Here is a 19,935-nt window from a genome sequence, read left to right as displayed (position 1 = left end):
ATTGAGAGCAGCCGGGCGCTACAGCGCCACGCGAAGGCAGTGGCGACTTTATAACCGATAAAAATCGGCTTTAAAAGCATAAAAACTGAAAATTGATATTTTCAGCGTTTATTTTATCGATAAGAATCGATATTCAGAGCACCAGGCACTCAACGATCTCAGAGCCCCTCGTCCAACACCTTCGACAGCATGTCGACAAAGAAATCCACGCTCTGGCGCGTGGTGCACATCGGTGGCTTGATCTTGAGGATGTTCAGGTAATCGCCGGTGGGTTGCATGAAGATCCCCAGCTCCCGCAGCCGATCGCACAGCAGCGCGGTTTCCTCGGTCGCCGGCTCCAGGGTTTCGCGATTGCGGATCAGTTCGGCGCCCAGGTAGAAACCGGAGCCGTGCACCGCGCCCATCAGCGGATGTCGATCGATCAGGGCTTCCAGGCGCTGCTTGAAATAGCCGCCGACCACCTGGGCGTTTTCCCAGAGTTTTTCCTCGGCCATCACATCCAGCACCGCGATACCGATGCGGCAACTGACCGGGCTGCCACCCGACGACGAGAAGAAATACCCCTCGGCTTCCAGCGCCTCGGCGATTTCCCGGCGGGTGATCACCGCGCCCAGCGGCTGGCCGTTGCCCATGCCCTTGGCCATGGTGATGATGTCCGGCACCACGCCCTGTTCCTCGAAGCCCCAGAAGAACTTGCCCATGCGCCCGTAGCCGACCTGCACCTCGTCGGCGATACACACGCCACCCTGGGCCCGCACCAGCGCATACACCTGCTGCAGGTAGCCGGGCGGCAAGGAAATCCCGCCGGCGTTGCCATACACCGGCTCGCAGATAAAGCCGGCCAGCTGGCGGTTTTTCTCGGCCAGCTTCGCCAGGTTGTGCTCGACGCTGCGCACGTAGTCCGGCGCACTGGCGCTGCCGCGGAAAGCGCCGCGATAGGTGTTGGGCGCGGTGACCGGGTGCACCCAGTCCGGGCGACTGTCGAGGGCCTTGGGGTTGTCGGCAATCGAGGTGGACACCGCATCGGCCGCCACCGACCAGCCGTGGTAGGCCTCCAGGACGCTGAGCATGTCGCGCCCGCCGCTGTAGGCCCAGGCCAGGCGGATCGCCAGGTCGTTGGCCTCGGTGCCGCTGTTGACCAGGAACACCCGGTCCATGGAGTCCGGCGCCAGGGCCAGCAGACGCTCGGAGAACTCCGCGACGGCGGCGTAGTGGAACCGCGAGTTGGTATTGAGCAGCGACCACTGCCGCGCCGCCTCGGCGGCCATCCGCGGATGACCATGGCCGAGCACCGCGACATTGTTGAGCATGTCCAGGTAGGAACGGCCCTGCATGTCGATCAGGTGATTGCGCCAGCCCCGCTCGATACGCGGCGGGTCGACGTAGTAGTGCTTCTGCGTACGGGCAAAACTGGCGGCGCGACGGGCCAGCAGGTCGGCCGCATCCAGCTCCGGCTCGGCGTCGCAGGCCAGCCCCAGCAACGCCGCCGGCGACGGGCACAGGGCCTGCCAGGCGGCCGTACGCGACGGTGTGCAGAACAACGGCGGATCGAGTTCGGCATGCCGGCAAAGCTGGACCCGCAACGCGCCGCCCGTCTCACCCAGGACTTGCCCCTTGAGCACCGCGGCGCCGGATCTGAGGGACGCCTGCAGGCCCCACAGGCGCAGGCTCAAGGGATGCCCGACCAACTGCACGCCGCCGTCGGCCAGGGCATGCAGGGTCCCGGCAAAAGGCGACTCCACGGTGGTGCCGGCCGGGACTTGCAAGTCGACATGCAAGGGACACGTGTCAGGCTCCACCGCGCTGTCCGGCCGGGTGCGGGACAGGCGGTACTGGCCGTAGCGGCTGGCCGCCAGGCCATGCACCGCCGCCGCGTCGGCCAACAGGCGCTGGTCGATGCCGTGCTGTTCCCAGTTGCCGGCCTCGAAATGCGGGCTGAGCACACCCAGGTCGATCAGCGCGAACTCGTGTCCCACCAGGCCCGGCAGCAGCGGCGCAAAGCCTTCGCTGCCGATCGGCTCCAGGGGCTGGTCGAGCGCGGTGAGAATCGCCGCTTCCATCAGTTCGAAGGGCACCGAGGTCGCCACTTCGAAGATCTCCCATTCATGGGCCAGGTTGTCGCGGCTGTAGTGGTTGTCCGGATCGATACTGACCTGCTGCTCGCCGCTGAGCACCAGCACCGCCGCGCGGGCGACGATCAGCGGCCACAGGGCCAGCAGTTCTTCGCGTTGCAACGGATTGACTGCGTGATAGGCCTGGATCGCCGGCAGGATCACAAAGGGGTCGTCCTCGGCGTGGTGCAGCAAGGCCGCGCAGGTCACCGACAGGTCGGCAATGCGCCAGGTCCGGATCAGGTCGCCGAAGTCGATCACGCCCTGCAGTTGCCAGTGTCGCTGTGCATCACGGCGCCAGACCACATTGTCGTCGGTGATATCGAGGTGAATGGCCTGTACCGGCAGTTTTTCCACCAGCGGTTGCAGGCGACGCCCGGCCTGGGCGGCGGCTTCGCGAATGACCGACTGCTGCTGCGGGTCCCTGATCACCGGCAGCAGGTGATTGATCAGCGCGCTGGCATGCCGGGCATCCCATTGCAGGGTGCGCTCCAGGCCCGGGTGCTGGAAGTCCGCCAGGGCCAGGTCCATTTCGCCGCACAGCCGGCCCAGGCCGACCACCAGGTCGCGACCCAGGTGTTTGAGGTGGGTCAGCGACTGGCCTTCGATGTATTCGAGCAGGCGCACGTGCACCGGCTGCCCGCCGAGTTCGAGGGACAGCAGGTCCTGGCCGTCGTTCGCGGCAATCACCCGCGGCACCCGCAGGCCGTCGCGACCCGCCAGGTGCGCCAGCCCCGCGTGCTGGGCCTGCAATTCGACGGTGGCGTAATCGCCGTGGCAGATTTTCAGAACGAACCGGCCTGCGGCGCTGTCGACCCGATAGTTGAGGTCCTGCTGGCTGCCCAGCGCCTGCAACGTGCCAGTGAGTCCGTAATGCTCCTCGAGCAGTTGCAGCGCCTGCGCTGGCGAGACATTCGGGCCTGGCAGACTGGCGCGGCGGATCAACGTGGCGAGCAACATGTAACGACTCCCTGAAGTTTTTATTGGCTGTCTATATCGCCATTGGTGCCGTCAATACGCAAGCAGGAAGTAAAGTAGGCAGAATCGGCACCGATACAGGAGCAATCGTACTTGCACCGCTCTGCGCCTACCCACAAGCTATGCTTCATTGCTTAAATGTCTGTCTAAGGAAAAGGCACACCGACATGCGTATTCTCGTCACCGGCGGCGCCGGTTTTATCGGCTCCGCCCTGATTCGGCACCTGATCCGGAACACTGAACATGAAGTCCTCAACCTCGACAAGCTGACCTATGCCGGTAACCTCGAGTCGCTGACCAGCATCGCGACCGATACCCGCTATGAGTTCGTCCTGGCCGATATCGTCGACCAGGCGACCGTCAGCGCAGTCCTGGCGCGCTTCGAGCCCGATGCCATCATGCACCTGGCCGCCGAGTCCCATGTGGACCGCTCCATCGACGGTCCGTCGGATTTTATCCAGACCAATATCGTCGGGACCTACAGCCTCCTGGAAGCCGCTCGCGGCTACTGGTCGAAGCTTGCCGAGCCGGCAAGAAGCGCCTTCCGCTTCCACCATATCTCCACCGACGAAGTCTATGGCGACCTGCATGGCGTCGACGACCTGTTCACCGAAACCACACCGTATGCCCCCAGTTCGCCATATTCCGCGAGCAAGGCCGCGTCCGACCACCTGGTCCGCGCCTGGCACCGTACCTACGGCCTGCCGGTACTGCTGACCAACTGCTCGAACAACTACGGCCCGTTCCACTTCCCGGAAAAACTGATCCCGCTGGTGATCCTCAATGCCCTGGCCGGCAAGCCGCTGCCGGTGTACGGCGACGGCCTGCAGGTGCGCGACTGGCTGTTTGTCGAGGACCATGCCCGCGCGCTGTTCAAGGTGGTGACCGACGGCGCGGTGGGCGAGACCTACAATATCGGCGGTCATAACGAGCAGAAGAACATCGATGTGGTCCGTGGCATCTGTGCCCTGCTGGAAGAACTGGCTCCGGCACGCCCGGTCGGCGTCGAGCGGTTCAGCGACCTGATCACCTTCGTCAAGGATCGCCCGGGCCACGACCTGCGCTACGCCATCGACGCCGGCAAGATCGAGCGCGAGCTGGGCTGGACACCTGAAGAAACCTTCGAAAGCGGTCTGCGCAAGACCGTGCAGTGGTACCTGGCCAACCTGGAATGGTGCCGCCGGGTCCAGGACGGCAGCTATCAGGGCGAACGCCTGGGCTCCCTCGATCACAAGGAATTGTTGGCATGAAAGGTATCGTCCTGGCCGGGGGTTCCGGCACCCGTCTTCACCCGATCACCCTCGGGGTATCCAAGCAACTGTTGCCGATCTACGACAAGCCGATGATCTACTACCCGATCTCGGTGCTGATGCTGGCCGGCATCCGCGAGATCCTGGTGATTTCCACGCCGCAGGACCTGCCGCAGTACCGCAACCTGCTGGGCGACGGCAGCCAGTTCGGCGTGCACTTCAGCTATGCAGAACAGCCGTCCCCTGATGGCCTGGCCCAGGCATTCCTGATCGGCGAGGCGTTCATCGGCAATGACCCGGTATGCCTGATCCTGGGTGACAACATCTTCCACGGGCAGTCTTTCAGCACCCAACTGAAAAGCGCCGCCAGGCAGCCCAAGGGTGCAACGGTCTTCGGCTACTGGGTCAAGGACCCGGAACGCTTCGGCGTGATCGACTTCGACAGCGAAGGTCGCGCACTGTCCATCGAAGAGAAACCCGCCAGGCCGAAATCCAGCTATGCGGTGACCGGCCTGTATTTCTACGACAACGACGTGATCGAGATCGCCAAGGCGGTCAAGCCCTCGCCTCGGGGCGAACTGGAGATCACCGACGTCAACAATGCCTACCTCAAGCGTGGCGATCTTCACGTCGAGCGTTTCGGCCGAGGCTTCGCCTGGCTCGATACCGGCACCCACGACAGCCTGCTGGAAGCCTCGCAGTACGTACAGACCATCGAGCACCGCCAGGGGCTGAAAGTCGCCTGCCTGGAGGAGATTGCCTACCAGAATGGCTGGATCGATCGTGAACACCTGCTTGAACGCGCCCGCTATTTCGGCAAGACCGGCTACGGTCAGTACCTGTTCACCCTCGCCGGAGAGCAACGATGAAGGCAACACCGACACGCCTGCCGGGCGTGCTGATCCTTGAGCCCAAGGTGTTTGGCGACGAGCGTGGCTTCTTCTACGAAAGCTTCAATGCCCGCGCCTTCCAGGAGGCCACCGGACTGGATCTGGAGTTCGTCCAGGACAACCACTCGCGCTCGCAAAAAGGCGTGTTGCGCGGCCTGCACTACCAGCTGGAAAACACCCAGGGCAAACTGGTCCGGGTCATTGCCGGCGAGGTCCTCGACGTAGCCGTGGATATCCGCCGCAGCTCGGCGCATTTCGGCCAATGGGTCGGCGTGCGCCTGTCCGGCGAGAACCATCGTCAACTCTGGGTGCCCGAAGGCTTCGCCCACGGTTTCGTGGTGCTCAGCGACTACGCCGAGTTCCTCTACAAGACCACCGACTACTACACCCCCAGCGCCGAGCGCAGCATCCGCTGGGACGACCCGACCCTGGCCATCGATTGGGAATTCGAAGGGGTTCCACAACTCTCGGCCAAGGATCAGAACGGTAAATCCCTGCACGAGGCCGATCTGTTCGAATGAGCCCATCTCCCCTGAAAATCCTGATCAGCGGCCAGCATGGCCAGGTTTCCCGCGAGTTGCAGAAGCGCCTGGGCGACCTCGGCCAACTGCTGGTGCTGGGGCGTGACCAGCTCGACCTGGCGCACCCGGAGCAGATCCGCCAGCAGGTCCGCGCCCATCGCCCCGACCTGATCATCAACGCCGCCGCCCATACCGCCGTCGACCAGGCCGAATCCGAGCCGGAACTGGCCTTCGCGATCAACGCCACCGCGCCCGGCATCCTGGCCCAGGAAGCCGCCGACCTGGGCGTCCCGTTGATTCACTACTCCACCGACTACGTGTTCGACGGCAGCAAGGCCGAACCCTACAACGAAGACGACGCGACCAACCCGCTGAGCGTCTACGGCGAAAGCAAGCTGACCGGCGAACGGGCCATCGCCGCGGCCCACGGCCAGCACCTGATCCTGCGCACCAGCTGGGTCTACTCCAGCCACGGGCGCAACTTCCTGCTGACCATGCAGCGGCTGCTGCAGGAGAAACCGGAACTGCGCATCGTCGCCGACCAGGTGGGCGCGCCGACCTGGGCCGGGACCATCGCCAACAGCACCCGCGCCCTGATCGAACGCTGGCAGGCGGGCCAGGCCGGCGCCTGGGGCACCTACCACCTGACCGCCAGCGGCGAAACCTCATGGTTCGGCTTTGCCCAGGCCATCGGCGAGCAATTGCTGGCCCTGGACAAGCCTTGTGCGATCCTCGAAGCCATCCCGTCGAGCGCCTACCCGACCCCCGCCACCCGCCCGCTGAACTCGCGCCTGGACTGCAGCCGCCTGTTGCGCGAATGGCACGTGAGCCAGCCCGACTGGCATACCGCATTACGCGAGTGTCTTGCGGAGCAGGGCTGAGACATAATGCGTCGGACTCCACCGGCGCATGTTCTCGATGATCACGACCCCACCCATTCCCCGCAGACCCCGCTGGCGCAGCCTGGCCCTGCTGTTCCTGTGCCTGGCGCCCTTGCTGTGGCCGCTGGAACACCTCGCCGAACGTTACTACCGCAGCGAGCTGGTGGGCCAGAATCGCCAGACCCTCGACCTGTACGTCGCCAACCTGCTGGGCACCCTGCATCGCTACGAAGTCCTGCCGCAGATCCTCGGCGACCTGCCGGCCCTGCGCGCCGCCCTCGCCGAACCGGAGCAGAACCCGCGCATAGAAAGCGCCAACAGCCTGCTGCGCGACATCTGCAGCCAGACCGGTGCCGAAGTCATGTACCTGATGGACACCAGCGGCAAGACCCTGGCCGCCTCCAACTGGGACAAACACGACAGCTTCGTCGGGCGTAATTTCGCCTTCCGCCCCTACTTCAGCGAAGCCATGGCCGGGCGCCTGGGACGCTTCTTCGGCCTCGGCACCACCTCGGGCAAACGCGGCTACTTCTTCGCCGCCGCCGTTCGCGATGGCGAGAAAGTCATCGGCGTGCTGGTGGTCAAGGTCGACCTGGACCACACCGAAAGCCTCTGGGGCAAGACGCCCGAACAGCTGCTGATGACCGACCACAACGGCGTGGTGATCCTCACCTCGCGGCCGGAATGGCGCTTTCGTGCCACCCGCACCCTGAGCGATACGGAACGCGATGCCATCACCGCCATCCAGCCCTATCCGACCCGCAATCCGCAGCCGCTGAACATCAATCCCAAGGCCTGGCTGACCCAGACCCAGCAGATCGAAGAAACCGGCTGGAGCGTCAGCATCCTCGCCCCGCGCACCCTGATCGACCGCCCGGTACGCACCGTGGTCGCGGTCGGTGGCGCCACCCTGCTGGTGCTGATGCTGCTGCTCGGCCTGATGATGCAGCGCCGACGCCACTACCTGGAGCGGATCGCCTTCGAGGCCAAGGCCCGCCGCGAACTGGAAATGCGCGTGGCCGAACGGACCAGCGACCTGGAAGGCCTCAACCGCCGGCTCAAGCAGGAAGTACTGGAGCGCGAACACGCCCAGCAGGAACTGGTCCGCGCCCAGGACGACCTGGTCCAGGCCGGCAAGCTTTCGGCCCTCGGCACCATGTCGGCGAGCATCAGCCACGAACTCAACCAGCCGCTGGCGGCGATCCGCAGCTATGCGGAAAACGCCGAGGTACTGCTCGACCACGAACGCACCGACGATGCCCGCGGCAACCTCAAGCTGATCAGCGAACTGACCGGACGCATGGCCTCGATCATCGCCCACTTGCGCGCCTTTGCCCGCCGCGACCGGCATGCCCCGGAAAGCGTGGCCCTGCAACCGGCGCTCGACGATGCCCTGGCGCTGCTGGCCAAGCGCCGCCGGGCCATGGAGGTCGAGTTGATCCGCGATCTGCCGGCCGCCGCCTTGTGGGTCGAGGCCGGGGAAACCCGCCTGCGCCAGGTCCTCGGCAACCTGCTGGCGAACGCCCTCGATGCCCTGACCGAAAAGGGCCCGCCGCGCAAACTCTGGCTGAGCGCCCAGTCGTCGCCGGAAGGCGTCACCCTGACCATTCGCGACAACGGTCCGGGATTCTGTCTCGAAGCCCTGGGCCGCGCCGGCGAGCCGTTCTACACCACCAAGACGCGCACCCAGGGCCTCGGCCTCGGCCTGGCGATCTGTGATTCCCTGATGCGCGCCTTCGGCGGCGAACTGCTGTTCGCCAACCACCGTGAAGGCGGCGCCCTGATTACCCTGCGGCTGCGCGCCGGCGCGCCGGGGGTCAGCCTGCAACCTGCCGAGGACTCGATTGTATGAATATCGACCACCACATCCAGGTGGTACTGATCGACGACGATCCCCACCTGCGCCAGGCCCTGAGCCAGACACTCGATCTCGCCGGCCTGAAGATCCTCCCGCTGGCCGAGGCCCAGGGCCTGGCCGGGCGCATCGAACGCGACTGGCCGGGGGTGATCGTCAGCGATATCCGCATGCCGGGCATGGACGGCCTCGACCTGCTGAACGAACTGCATGCCCAGGACCCGGAACTGCCGGTGTTGCTGATCACCGGTCACGGCGACGTGCCCCTCGCCGTCCAGGCGATGCGCGCCGGGGCCTATGACTTCCTGGAGAAACCCTTCGCCAGCGACGCCCTGCTCGACAGCGTGCGCCGGGCCCTGGCCCTGCGCCGCCTGGTGCTGGACAACCGCAGCCTGCGCCTGGCCCTGAGCGATCGCCAGCAACTCAGCGCGCGCCTGGTCGGCCACTCGCCGCAGATGCTGCGCCTGCGGGAACAGATCGGCGCCCTGGCGGCGACCAAGGCCGACGTGCTGATCCTCGGTGAAACCGGGGCCGGCAAGGAAGTGGTCGCCCGCGCCCTGCACGACCTGTCGAGCCGGCGCAACGGCCCGTTCGTGGCGATCAATGCCGGGGCGCTGGCCGAGTCGGTGGTGGAAAGCGAACTGTTCGGCCACGAGCCGGGCGCCTTCACCGGCGCGCAGAAACGCCGTATAGGCAAGTTCGAATTCGCCAACGGCGGCACCCTGTTCCTCGATGAAATCGAAAGCATGAGCCTGGACGTCCAGGTCAAGCTGCTGCGCCTGTTGCAGGAACGGGTGGTCGAGCGCCTGGGCGGCAACCAGCTGATCCCGCTGGATATCCGTATCATCGCCGCGACCAAGGAAGACCTGCGTCAATCCGCCGACCAGGGCCGCTTCCGCGCTGACCTGTACTACCGGCTGAATGTCGCGCCACTGCGGATTCCGCCCCTGCGCGAACGCGGCGAAGATGCGCTGATCCTGTTCCAGCATTTCGCCGACGAAGCCAGCGCTCGCCATGGCCTGCCGCCCCACAGCCTGCAACCGGCGCAGCGGGCGCTGTTGCTGCGCCATACCTGGCCGGGCAATGTGCGCGAACTGCAGAACGCCGCCGAACGCTTTGCCCTCGGCCTGGAACTGGCACTGGACAACAGCGCGTCGGCGAGTCTCGACGTCAGCATCGCCGGCGTGATCGAGGGCGGTCTCAGCGAGCAGGTCGAGCACTTCGAGAAATCCCTGATCGCCGCCGAGCTGGCACGCTCCCACAGCTCCTTGCGCAGCCTGGCCGAGGCCCTGGGCATCCCGCGCAAGACCCTCCACGACAAGCTGCGCAAGCACGGGCTGAGCTTCGACAGCGGCAGCAACAGTGCCAGCGACGAACTCGAATGAATCACGCCACAGAGGTCACTGCATGAACCGCGACAGTCGCTACCTGGAGTCCATCCTCCATCACGACATTCCCCTGACCCGCGAGATGGGTCTCAAGGTCGGTGGCTGGGACGCCGGGCAACTGCGCCTGCAATTGCCGCTGGAACCGAACGTCAACCACAAGAGCACCATGTTCGGCGGCAGCCTGTACTGCGGCGCGGTGCTGGCCGGCTGGGGCTGGTTGCACCTGAGCCTGCGCGAGGCGGGGATCGGCGATGGGCATATCGTCATCCAGGAAGGCCGGATCAGCTATCCGCTGCCGGTCACCGGCGATGCCGAGGCACGCTGCGCGGCACCGGATGAAAAGACCTGGAAGAAATTCCTCGCGACCTACCAGCGCTACGGGCGGGCGCGGCTGACCCTGGAGACCCAGGTGATGAATGCCGGCAGCGAGGACGAAGCGGTGAGTTTCAGCGGGCAGTACGTGCTGCACCGCTGATCTTTGTGGGAGCCGGCACCTGTAGGGCACGGCGTTTTCAGTCGCGCAGCAGGTCCGGCAACTGCCCACGCCACTGCGCCTTGGCCGGCAAGGCCAGGAAAAACCCGTTGAGCAACGATGGCCGCGCCGGGTAGCTGAAGCGCTCGCCGCTCAACTCCAGCACCTCGCCACCGGCGCCCTCCAGCACCCCTTGTGCCGCCGCCGTGTCCCACTGGGACGTCGGCGCCAGGCGCGGATAGAAGTCCGCCGCCCCTTCGGCCAACAGGCAGAACTTCAGCGAGCTGCCGATATTCGCCAGTTCCAGTTCACCCAGGCTGGAGCTCAACCCGGCCAGCAACTGCTCCTGCTCGGGGCTCGAATGCCGACGACTGGCAACCACGGTAAACGCGGCACCGGCCGGCGGCAGCTCACGCACCCGGATCGGCTCCGGCGCCAGGCCGGCATCCGCGCGCCAGGCGCCCAGGCCCGAGCCACCGAAGTAGACGCGGCCATTGGTCGGCATCGACACCACGCCGAACACCACCCGGCCCTGCTCGATCAGGGCGATATTCACGGTGAACTCTTCACTGCCGGAAATGAATTCCTTGGTGCCGTCCAACGGGTCCACCAGCCACCAGCGCTGCCAACCGGCGCGCACCGCCTGCGGGATATCGGCGTCCTCTTCGGACAGCACCGGAATGCCCGGATCCAGGGCGGTCAGGCCGGCCAGGATCAGGTGATGGGCCGCCAGGTCCGCCGCCGTCACCGGCGAGGCATCGGCCTTGTCCATCACTTCGACATCGGCGCGCCAGAACGGCAGGATCGCCTCACCGGCCTGGCGCGCCAGTTCGATCACCGGGGCCAGGTACGGGTGTGGCAGATTCACGAACAGATCACTCATGGTTGAAACACTCCACGCTGGGTCAGCAGGTCCCGGGCCAGGTACAACGCCGCCAGGGCACGCCCCTCGCTGAACTGCGGGTTCAGCACCAGGCTGGACAGCTCGCGCAGGTTCACCCGGTCGACCCGCATCGGCTCCGGCTCGTCACCCTCCAGGCGTTCTTCATAAAGGTCGCTGGCCAGGACCACCTGGATCTTCTGGCTCATGTAACCCGGTGACAGGGACAGCTCGGTCAGGTGCTCCAGTTGCCGGGCGCCATAACCGGCCTCTTCCTTCAGCTCACGCTCGGCCGCCGCCAGTACATCCTCGCCCGGTTCGATCAGGCCCTTGGGCAACGACAGCTCGTATTCGTCGGTGCCGCCGCAATACTCCTCGACCAGCAGCGCATGTTCGGCATCGATCATCGCCACGATCATCACGGCCCCATAACCCGCGCCCTTGCCCACCAACCGTTCGTAGGTGCGCTCGACACCGTTGGAAAAACGCAACTGCACCTGTTCGACACGGAACAGGCGGCTGCTGGCGACGATTTCTCGGGCAAGTACCGTAGGTTTCTGGCGCATGGAGGCTCCTTTACATTAACGCGTTACTATACAGCCTCTTTGCAAGCTGCTGCGCTCGATGATACTGCGTTGAAAACAGGCTCGGATGGATCATTTACAGCGGTAAACTCACCGTCCTCGCCTGTTTTCGTCTTGTCTCATCTTCGCTCGCGACGCTTTCAAAGAGGCTATATACCGTGGCTTTTCCGATTGTCTGTGTCGGATAACTCTTTACCGTTCGAGAAGTTTTCCATGCCCTCATTACCCTGGCGAGACATCGATACCGTTCTGCTGGATATGGACGGCACCCTGCTCGACCTGCATTACGACAACCACTTCTGGATGGAGCACCTGCCCCGGCGTTATGCCGAACTGCACGGCGTCAGCCTGGCCCTGGCCGAGGCGGAGCTGGGGCCGTTGTTCAAGGACCATGCCGGCCAGCTGAAATGGTACTGCCTGGACTTCTGGAGCGCCGAACTGAAGCTGCCGGTGCGTGAGTTGAAGCGCGAGACCGCCGACCTGATCGCCCTGCGCCCGGATGCCGATACCTTTCTGGCGGCGATCAGGCAGGCGGGCAAACGGGTGATCCTGATCACCAATGCCCATCGCGACTCGTTGTCGCTGAAGCTGGAGCGAATCGAACTGGCGGCGTATTTCGAACGGCTGATCAGTTCCCATGACTACGGCTTCGCCAAGGAAGACCCGCAGTTCTGGGATGCGCTGCAGGCCGATATCGGCTTTGATCCGGCGCGCAGCCTGTTTATCGACGACACCCTGCCGATCCTGCGCAGTGCCGGGCGTTTCGGCGTCGCGCACCTGCTGGCGGTGAGCGAACCGGACAGCCGCAAGGGCCCCAAGGACACCGAGGAGTTTGCCGCGGTCGGCGACTACCGTGAGTTGATCAAAGGCCTTTGATCCGGAGTGCCTGATCGTTCCCACGCTCCGCGTGGGCATGCAGCCCGTGACGCTCCGCGTCACCTGGAGAGCAAACGCGCAGCGTGCAGAGAGGCGTTCCCACGCCAGGCGTGGGAACGATCCGTTTACGTATGAATCAGTCGGGAATCCGCAGGGTTTGCCCCGGATAAATCTTGTCAGGATGTGACAAAAGCGGCTTGTTCGCCTCGAAGATCTTGTTGTACTGATTGGCGCTGCCATAGACCGCCAGGGAAATCGCGCTGAGCGTGTCGCCCTTCTTCACTACGACAAACCGCGCGGCCTTCAGTACAGGCCCGCTGACGGTGATCTGGTCGTCGACGCTGCCGACCCCGGCGATATTGCCCAGCGCCAGCAGGACTTTTTCCTTCTCCTCCTGGCTCGCCACTTGCCCCGTCACCGTGACCTTGTCGCCGTCCACCGTGGCCTGGACATTGGGATTGCCGAGGCCGACCTTGGCGATATGGTCTTTGAGTTGCTCGCCGGCATGGGCGTTGCCCGGCGTCAGCAGGTCGATCAGTTTCTCGCCCGCCTCTTTCACAAAGCTCAAGATACTCATGGTTCTTTCTCCTCAAGAGTGATGTCCAGACGCGAAAGACTAGACCGGCGACGTCTGCGACAGGTTCCGGACCGACCAATGACTCAGCGTAGTCCAACCGCGCTAGAATCCCGGCCTGGACCGCGCCTGGAGCGACGATGGACATCAAACAGCTGAAATTCCTGATTGCCCTGGACGAGACCCGCCACTTCGGCCAGGCGGCGGCGCGCTGCCATATCACCCAGCCGACCCTGTCCATGCGCCTGCGCAGCCTGGAAGAAGAACTCGAGCTGCAACTGGTCAATCGCGGCCAGCGCTTCGAAGGTTTCACCGCCCCCGGCGAACGGGTGCTGGCCTGGGCCCGTACCGTGCTGGCGGCCTACGACGGGCTGCAGGCGGAAGCCGCCGCCTGTCGCGGCAACCTGGTCGGGACCCTGCGCCTGGGCGTGGTGCCGTTGTCGAGCTTCGACCCCTTGCACCTGATGCAGCGCCTGCACGGCGAACACCCGAGCCTGCGCTTCGAGCTGTCGTCCCTCAGTTCCGAGCAGATCCTCGAACAGCTGGCGAGCAATCGCCTCGACCTCGGGGTGTCCTATCTCGAACGCCTGGACACCGACCGCTTCGAAGCCCTGGCGCTGAGTGAAACCGCCATGGGCCTGCTCTACGACCAGCGTTTCTTCGACTTCGGCGAGCAGCCCCTGAGCTGGGAGGCGCTGATCGAGCTGCCCCTGGGCATGCTCACCAGCGGCATGCACTTTCGCCAGTCCATCGACCACAACTTCCACAGCCGCGGCCTGAGCCCGCAACCGCTGCTGCAGACCGATGCCGTTCATCAGTTGCTGCAAGCCGTACACGGCGGCCTGTGCTGCGCGATCATGCCGCTGCATGGCGGTTTCGAGGCCCTGACCGACCACCTGCGCCTGCAACCGATCGAAAACGCCCAGACCCTGGCCCGGCTGGGCCTGATCATGCGCCGCGGGGCCCCGCGCTCAGCCCTGGCGGAAGCCTGTTTCGCGCTCTATCAGAAATTGCAGAGCGAGTCTTGATCGACGGCATCTATCGGTGGATCAGTACTAGCAATTAGACGCGACCTTTTGCCGCGCTTAGTCTTGATACTGGATATTCCACCGGTAATGCCCTCATGAACGCCAAGCCAGAGGCCTGCGCGATCCCTGCCCCGGCAGCACCCGCGCCCGCCGCCAGTCAGAGTTACCAGTACTGCAACCTCGATCACAGCGCGGCCGCCGAAAGCGCGCTGGCCGAAGAGGTGGCGCTGGCCATTGCCTACAACGGCATCAGCCAGGCGGTGATGCTGGTCACGCCCACCGACCTGGAAGACTTTATCGTCGGCTTCAGCATCGGCAGCGGGATTATCCATGACGCCTCCGAACTCTATGACCTGAAGCTCAGCGGCAGCGGCTCGGCGCAACATGCCGAGGTGGAGATCTCCAGCCGCGCGTTCTGGAACCTCAAGGAACAACGCCGCCAACTGGCCGGCACCAGCGGCTGCGGCCTGTGTGGCGTGGAAGCGGTGGAACAGGCATTGCCCGAACTGGCTGTGCTGCCCGGCGCGCCCCTGCCGCCGGCCGCCTGGCTGGACAACCTGCGTCAGCGTATCAGCGCCTTCCAGCCCCTGGGCCAGTACTCCGGCGCGGTGCACGCGGCGCTGTTCATGAACGACCAGGGCGAACTGCTGCTGGGCCGCGAGGATATCGGCCGGCACAACGCCCTCGACAAATTGATCGGCGCGCTGGTCCGCCAGCAGATCCCGACCGCCGGCGGCCTGGCCATCGTCACCAGCCGTTGCAGCCTCGAACTGATCCAGAAAGTCCTGCGGGCCGGCATCCAGACCCTGGTCAGCCTGTCGTCCCCCACCGGCCTGGCCCTGCAATGGGCCCGCCGGCACAACCTCAATCTCATCCACCTGCCGCAGAAAAGTGCGCCGCGGGTCTACAGCCCTGCGATGGAGAACCAAGCGTGAGCAATCATCAACAAGCCGACCAGATCCCGACTCCACGCTACAAGCCCTACAAGGGCGCGGCCGGCGGCTGGGGTGCCCTGATCAGCGTGGCACAGGCCTGGCTGACCAGCGACAACGCCTTGAAGAACCTGCGCATGATGCTCAAGACCAACCAGAACGGCGGCTTCGACTGCCCGGGTTGCGCCTGGGGCGACTCGCCGGAAAGCGGCATGGTCAAGTTCTGTGAAAACGGCGCCAAGGCGGTCAACTGGGAAGCCACCAAGCGCCGGGTGGATGCCGCGTTCTTCGCCAAGCACAGCGTCAGCGCACTGTTCGAACAGTCCGACTACTGGCTCGAATACCAGGGTCGCCTGACCGAGCCGATGAGCTACGACCCGACGACCGACCGCTACAAGCCCATCAGCTGGGAAGCCGCCTACGCGCTGATCGCCAAGCACCTGCTGAACCTGTCCAGCCCCGACCAGGCCGAGTTCTACACCTCGGGCCGGGCCAGCAACGAGGCGGCGTACCTGTACCAGCTGTTTGTCCGGGCCTTCGGCACCAACAACTTTCCCGATTGCTCGAACATGTGCCACGAAGCCAGCGGCGTGGCCCTGGCGCAAAGTGTCGGGGTCGGCAAGGGCACCGTGACCTTCGACGACTTCGAACACGCCGACGCGATTTTCGTCTGGGGCCAGAACCCCGGCACCAACCACCCGCGGATGCTCGAACCCCTGCGTGAAGCGGTGAAACGCGGCGCCCAGGTCGTCTGCATCAACCCGCTCAAGGAGCGCGGCCTGGAACGCTTCCAGCATCCGCAGCACCCGATCGAGATGCTCACCAACGGCGACAAGCCGACCAACACCGCCTATTTCCGCCCCGCGCTGGGTGGCGACATGGCCCTGCTGCGCGGCATGGCCAAGTTCCTGCTGCAATGGGAACGCGATGCCCAGGCGGCGAACGAACCGTCAGTGTTCGACCACGACTTCCTCAACGAGCACACCGCCAATGTCCTCGACTACCTGGCCGCCATCGACGACACCCCCTGGGAGCAGATCGTCTCGCAGTCGGGCCTGACCCTGGTGGAGATCGAGCAGTCGGCGCGGATGTACCTCAAGGGCAAGAACGTCATCATGTGCTGGGCCATGGGTATCACCCAGCACAAGCACTCGGTGCCGACCATCCAGGAAATCGCCAACCTGATGCTGCTGCGCGGCAATATCGGCCGCCCGGGCGCGGGCCTGTGCCCGGTACGCGGCCACAGCAACGTGCAGGGCGACCGCACCATGGGCATCAACGAACGCCCACCGGTGGCCTTCCTCGATGCCCTGGAGCGCCGCTTCCAGTTCAAGGTACCGCGCAGCAACGGCCATAACGTGGTCGAAGCCATCCACGCGATGCTCGACGGCCGCTCCAAGGTCTTCATCGGCCTTGGCGGCAACTTCGCCCAGGCCACCCCGGACAGCCCGCGCACCTTCGAAGCGCTGCGCAACTGCGACCTGACCGTGCAGATCAGCACCAAGCTCAACCGCAGCCACCTGACCCACGGCAAGGAAGCGCTGATCCTGCCGTGCCTGGGCCGCACCGATATCGACCTGCAGACCGAAGGCGCACAGGCCGTCACCGTGGAAGACTCGTTCAGCATGGTCCACGCCTCCAACGGCCAGTTGCAGCCGCTGTCCAGGCAGATGCGCTCGGAACCGTCGATCATCGCCGGCATCGCCGCCGCGACCCTCGGCACCCACCCGGTGGACTGGAACTGGCTGGTGGCCGACTACGGACGCATCCGCGACCTGATCGCCGATACCATTCCCGGCTTCAAGGACTTCAACCAGCGCCTCGAACTCCCGGGCGGTTTCTACCTGGGCAACGCCGCCGGCGCCCGGCGCTGGAACACCCCATCGGGCCGGGCGAACTTCCGCTCGAACATCCTGCCGGCCGACCTGATCCACGAACGCACCCACGCCACCGGCAAGGTGCCGGACCTGATCATGCAGTCGATGCGTTCCCACGACCAGTACAACACCACCATCTACGGCCTCGATGACCGCTACCGTGGGGTCAAGGGCCAGCGCGACGTGCTGTTCGTCAACGAAGCGGACATCATCCGCCTGGGCTTCAAGCCGGGGCAGAAGGCCGATATCGTGTCGCTCTGGGAAGACGGCCGCGAGCGCCGGGTCAAGGGCTTCACCCTGCTGGCCTTCGACATTCCCGCCGGGCAGGCCGCCGCCTACTACCCGGAAGTGAACCCGCTGGTGCCCCTGGAAAGCGTCGGCGACGGCAGCCACACACCGACCTCCAAGTTCGTCGCGATCCGCCTGGAAATGGCCAGCGAAACCGGCCTGATCATGGCCAAGGCGAGCTGATCGACAAATGGCAGGGCGCTGCAATGGCGCTCTGCCAAACATCAAGAAGGCGTAATGTCTTGGTCTTTTTAGGAAAATTCAGTCAAGTAAAAGAGATCTTTTAGCACCCACCTCTTGACCCCGGTGATCAATGATCAGCCTCTGACGCCCATGCCTCAGCGCCGCCAACCTGCGCAGGTACAAACAAAGGGCGGAGGTAAATGTGCTGATGCAATCGGTCGAATCTCTTCTTGATGAACTTTATCTCCTCGATGAACACCCACGCATCGAGGCCAAGCGTGCGGAACAAGTTGGCAGTTCAATCATGCAGACCATCTGTGCCTTCGCCAACGAACCGGGATTGGGCGGTGGGTATCTGTTGCTGGGCGTCAGCGAACCGGACGAGTTGCACGACAGGTTCTGGCTCTATGGCATAGCAGATATCGACAAGCTCCTGAGTGACATTCAGGTCAACTGCCGTGAGCAATTCGAAGCCCCCATTCCCGTGCAATGCGAAGCCGCACTACTGGAAGACAAACGAATCATCGCAGTCTATGTGCCGGAGTTGGATGCGGCGGCAAAGCCCTGTGTATTCAAGGGCAGATTCGACAGTAAGAACAAACGCAGGACAGGCGTCTGGCGACGCGGCCTCAACGGCGACTACGAATGTTCTCAGCAAGAACTCGAGCCGCTGTTACTGGCCAAGTCAGGACTGAGTTTCGAGCAAGTCGTACTCCCGGATGCAGGGTGGGAAGACCTGGATGAGGGAACAATTTCCCTCTATCGCCACTTACGCGCGAGGGTGCGTCCACAGGCCGAGGAGTTACTGGCTGACGACGAAGAAATGCTACGTGCGCTCAATCTGGTCAGACAGGTCAACGGACGCGTGCGGCCTAACATTGCCGGGCTACTATTGCTGGGCAAACCTCTGGCGCTTCGTCGCCTGTTACCCGCCGTACGAGTGGACTACGTGCGCATCCAGGGTGTGCAGTGGGTACAGGACCCGGCACAACGTTTCGCGACTACCCTGGATTTTCGCGAGCCGTTGATCCGGTTGATAGCGCGACTGGAAGCCACGATTCTTGATGACATGCCCCGGCACTTTCGTTTGCGTGAGGGAGAAACACAACGTTCCGACCAGCCTCTGCTGCCTCAGAAAGTGATTCGTGAGGCGGTGGTGAATGCCCTCATGCACCGGGACTATCAGGTCAACCAACCAACACTCGTGGTGCGTTACAGCAACCGGCTGGAGATCCGCAACGCGGGCTATTCACTGAAACCCGCGACGATGCTCGGGGAAATGGGCTCGCTACTGCGCAATCCGATCATTGCCAGTGTGCTTTACGATCTGGACTTCGCCGAAACCAAGGGCACCGGTATCCGCACCATGCGCCGTCTGCTGCAGGAACTGGGATTGACGGCCCCGGTATTCAGCAGCCATCAACTGGAGAACCAGTTCACGGCTCACTACCTGCTCCATCAATTGCTGGGCGAGGAACAGCTCCATTGGCTTCAACAATTCAGCCACCTGCATTTGACCGATGATGAAGCCAAGGCCTTGATTCTGGCCGCGGAAACCGGAGCGGTTGATAATGCGGCCCTGCGCGATATCAGTGGGCTCGATACGCTGGCAGCCAGCCAGATCTTGCGACGACTGCATCATGATCGTGGCTTGTTGGTAAAAGGCGGTGGTGGCCCCTCAACCTATTATCAACTCGCCGAACTACCCACGCTTTCGCCTTTCGACAGCCAGCGCCCCTCCTCGATCATCGCATCCGGCGTAACTGAAGTCCCGAATACGGGTGACCTCATCCCGAGGATGACCTCGTCCCAAATACGGATGACCTCATCTCGAATACGAGGGAGTTACCCTCCACACTGCTTGCCGCCATTGAGACGCTCTCACCCAAGGCGCGCAAGGAAAAGCTGTGGCCACTAATCCTTTGGCTCTGCTCGCTCCGCCCACACAGTGCAGATCAACTGGCCAGGCAATTAAACAGGCAGATGGGGCCGCTGAAGACTGGGCATATCAACCCGCTGCGCAGCAAGGCAGGCTTTCTGGAGTACACCCATGCCGAAGTGGTCAATCATCCGCAACAGGCCTATCGGACAACCGAGGCCGGTCGTCTTTGGCTGGTGGAACGAGGAATAGTGCCAGGCCCCTCGCCGGGACAGAAACAGTCAGTGAGGCCAGCCTGATCATGATCCGTGCAAGCTGATCGACGCTCGTTTCGGATGCCTTGATAACCGCAGCCGAGGATCATCGCCGAGGTAATAGCAAAAGGCCATTCGACAAACTGATGGCCCTTTACTAGAGTCTCCGGGCGGTGCTCTTCATCCATTCGAATGTGATGGTCGGCACCCGCCCAGGGATCCTGCCCGCAGGTC

Annotated in this window: 16 protein-coding genes; 12 read left to right on the top strand and 4 right to left on the bottom strand. The window is 64.0% G+C overall.

The genetic code is table 11. The annotated features are described in order from the left end of the window. Positions 1–158: 158 nt before the first annotated feature. Positions 159–3,071: an aminotransferase gene (locus KI243_RS01460; protein WP_212810370.1), complete on the bottom strand. Its 2,913-nt coding sequence runs from the start codon at positions 3,069–3,071 to the stop codon at positions 159–161. Positions 3,072–3,256: 185 nt separating this feature from the next. Here KI243_RS01460 and rfbB point away from each other — a divergent pair, with 185 nt between their 5' ends. From rfbB to KI243_RS01425, 7 genes are read left to right on the top strand one after another with little or no spacing between them, the layout of a single operon-like run. Continuing rightward, on the top strand, positions 3,257–4,339 hold the full coding sequence (gene rfbB, locus KI243_RS01455) for a dTDP-glucose 4,6-dehydratase (protein ID WP_212810369.1): 1,083 nt from the start codon (positions 3,257–3,259) through the stop codon (positions 4,337–4,339). Continuing rightward, on the top strand, positions 4,336–5,208 hold the full coding sequence (gene rfbA, locus KI243_RS01450; protein ID WP_017127035.1) for a glucose-1-phosphate thymidylyltransferase RfbA: 873 nt from the start codon (positions 4,336–4,338) through the stop codon (positions 5,206–5,208). Before rfbB ends, rfbA begins: the two co-directional genes overlap by 4 nt. Then, entirely contained in the window at positions 5,205–5,750 is a 546-nt protein-coding gene (gene rfbC / locus KI243_RS01445) for a dTDP-4-dehydrorhamnose 3,5-epimerase (RefSeq protein WP_017127036.1), read from the top strand. The genes rfbA and rfbC overlap by 4 nt, the downstream gene beginning before the upstream one ends. Then, complete coding sequence (gene rfbD / locus KI243_RS01440; protein WP_177119740.1) at positions 5,747–6,631, top strand: dTDP-4-dehydrorhamnose reductase; 885 nt, start codon at positions 5,747–5,749, stop codon at positions 6,629–6,631. The genes rfbC and rfbD overlap by 4 nt, the downstream gene beginning before the upstream one ends. A gap of 37 nt (positions 6,632–6,668) precedes the next feature. Beyond that, positions 6,669–8,483 carry an ATP-binding protein gene (locus KI243_RS01435; protein ID WP_177083629.1) on the top strand — a complete coding sequence of 605 codons (1,815 nt, stop codon included), beginning with the start codon at positions 6,669–6,671 and terminating at the stop codon, positions 8,481–8,483. Then, a complete protein-coding gene (locus tag KI243_RS01430) occupies positions 8,480–9,871 on the top strand; it encodes a sigma-54 dependent transcriptional regulator (RefSeq protein WP_212810368.1) in 1,392 nt (463 codons plus the stop codon). Before KI243_RS01435 ends, KI243_RS01430 begins: the two co-directional genes overlap by 4 nt. A gap of 22 nt (positions 9,872–9,893) precedes the next feature. Next, a complete protein-coding gene (locus KI243_RS01425; RefSeq protein WP_212810367.1) occupies positions 9,894–10,349 on the top strand; it encodes a YiiD C-terminal domain-containing protein in 456 nt (151 codons plus the stop codon). 37 nt (positions 10,350–10,386) lie between these two features. Here the strand turns inward: KI243_RS01425 and cysQ are convergent, their stop codons facing one another. Further along, positions 10,387–11,214 carry a 3'(2'),5'-bisphosphate nucleotidase CysQ gene (cysQ, locus tag KI243_RS01420; protein WP_212811159.1) on the bottom strand — a complete coding sequence of 276 codons (828 nt, stop codon included), beginning with the start codon at positions 11,212–11,214 and terminating at the stop codon, positions 10,387–10,389. An 11-nt stretch (positions 11,215–11,225) separates the two neighbouring features. Then, a complete protein-coding gene (nudE, locus tag KI243_RS01415) occupies positions 11,226–11,792 on the bottom strand; it encodes an ADP compounds hydrolase NudE (RefSeq protein WP_017127042.1) in 567 nt (188 codons plus the stop codon). Positions 11,793–12,023: 231 nt separating this feature from the next. Here nudE and yrfG point away from each other — a divergent pair, with 231 nt between their 5' ends. After that, a complete protein-coding gene (gene yrfG / locus KI243_RS01410; protein ID WP_103032670.1) occupies positions 12,024–12,686 on the top strand; it encodes a GMP/IMP nucleotidase in 663 nt (220 codons plus the stop codon). Between the two features lie 136 nt (positions 12,687–12,822). Here the strand turns inward: yrfG and lysM are convergent, their stop codons facing one another. Then, positions 12,823–13,263, bottom strand: a complete 441-nt coding sequence (gene lysM / locus KI243_RS01405) for a peptidoglycan-binding protein LysM (protein WP_177083631.1) — start codon at positions 13,261–13,263, stop codon at positions 12,823–12,825. A gap of 137 nt (positions 13,264–13,400) precedes the next feature. Here lysM and KI243_RS01400 point away from each other — a divergent pair, with 137 nt between their 5' ends. The 4 genes from KI243_RS01400 (at position 13,401) to KI243_RS01385 (ending at position 19,486) form a co-directional block, all read left to right on the top strand. Beyond that, entirely contained in the window at positions 13,401–14,288 is an 888-nt protein-coding gene (locus tag KI243_RS01400; RefSeq protein WP_017127044.1) for a LysR family transcriptional regulator, read from the top strand. Positions 14,289–14,383: 95 nt separating this feature from the next. After that, complete coding sequence (gene fdhD / locus KI243_RS01395; RefSeq protein WP_212810366.1) at positions 14,384–15,223, top strand: formate dehydrogenase accessory sulfurtransferase FdhD; 840 nt, start codon at positions 14,384–14,386, stop codon at positions 15,221–15,223. Continuing rightward, entirely contained in the window at positions 15,220–17,568 is a 2,349-nt protein-coding gene (locus KI243_RS01390) for an FdhF/YdeP family oxidoreductase (protein WP_017127046.1), read from the top strand. The genes fdhD and KI243_RS01390 overlap by 4 nt, the downstream gene beginning before the upstream one ends. A gap of 208 nt (positions 17,569–17,776) precedes the next feature. Further along, a complete protein-coding gene (locus tag KI243_RS01385) occupies positions 17,777–19,486 on the top strand; it encodes an ATP-binding protein (protein WP_244861879.1) in 1,710 nt (569 codons plus the stop codon). Positions 19,487–19,935: the final 449 nt, after the last annotated feature.

This window comes from Pseudomonas sp. Ost2 (genome assembly GCF_018326065.1).
GTDB lineage: Bacteria > Pseudomonadota > Gammaproteobacteria > Pseudomonadales > Pseudomonadaceae > Aquipseudomonas > Aquipseudomonas gingeri.
The sequence above is the reverse complement of the archived record's forward strand: the minus strand, read 5'-3'. Positions and strand labels throughout refer to the sequence as shown.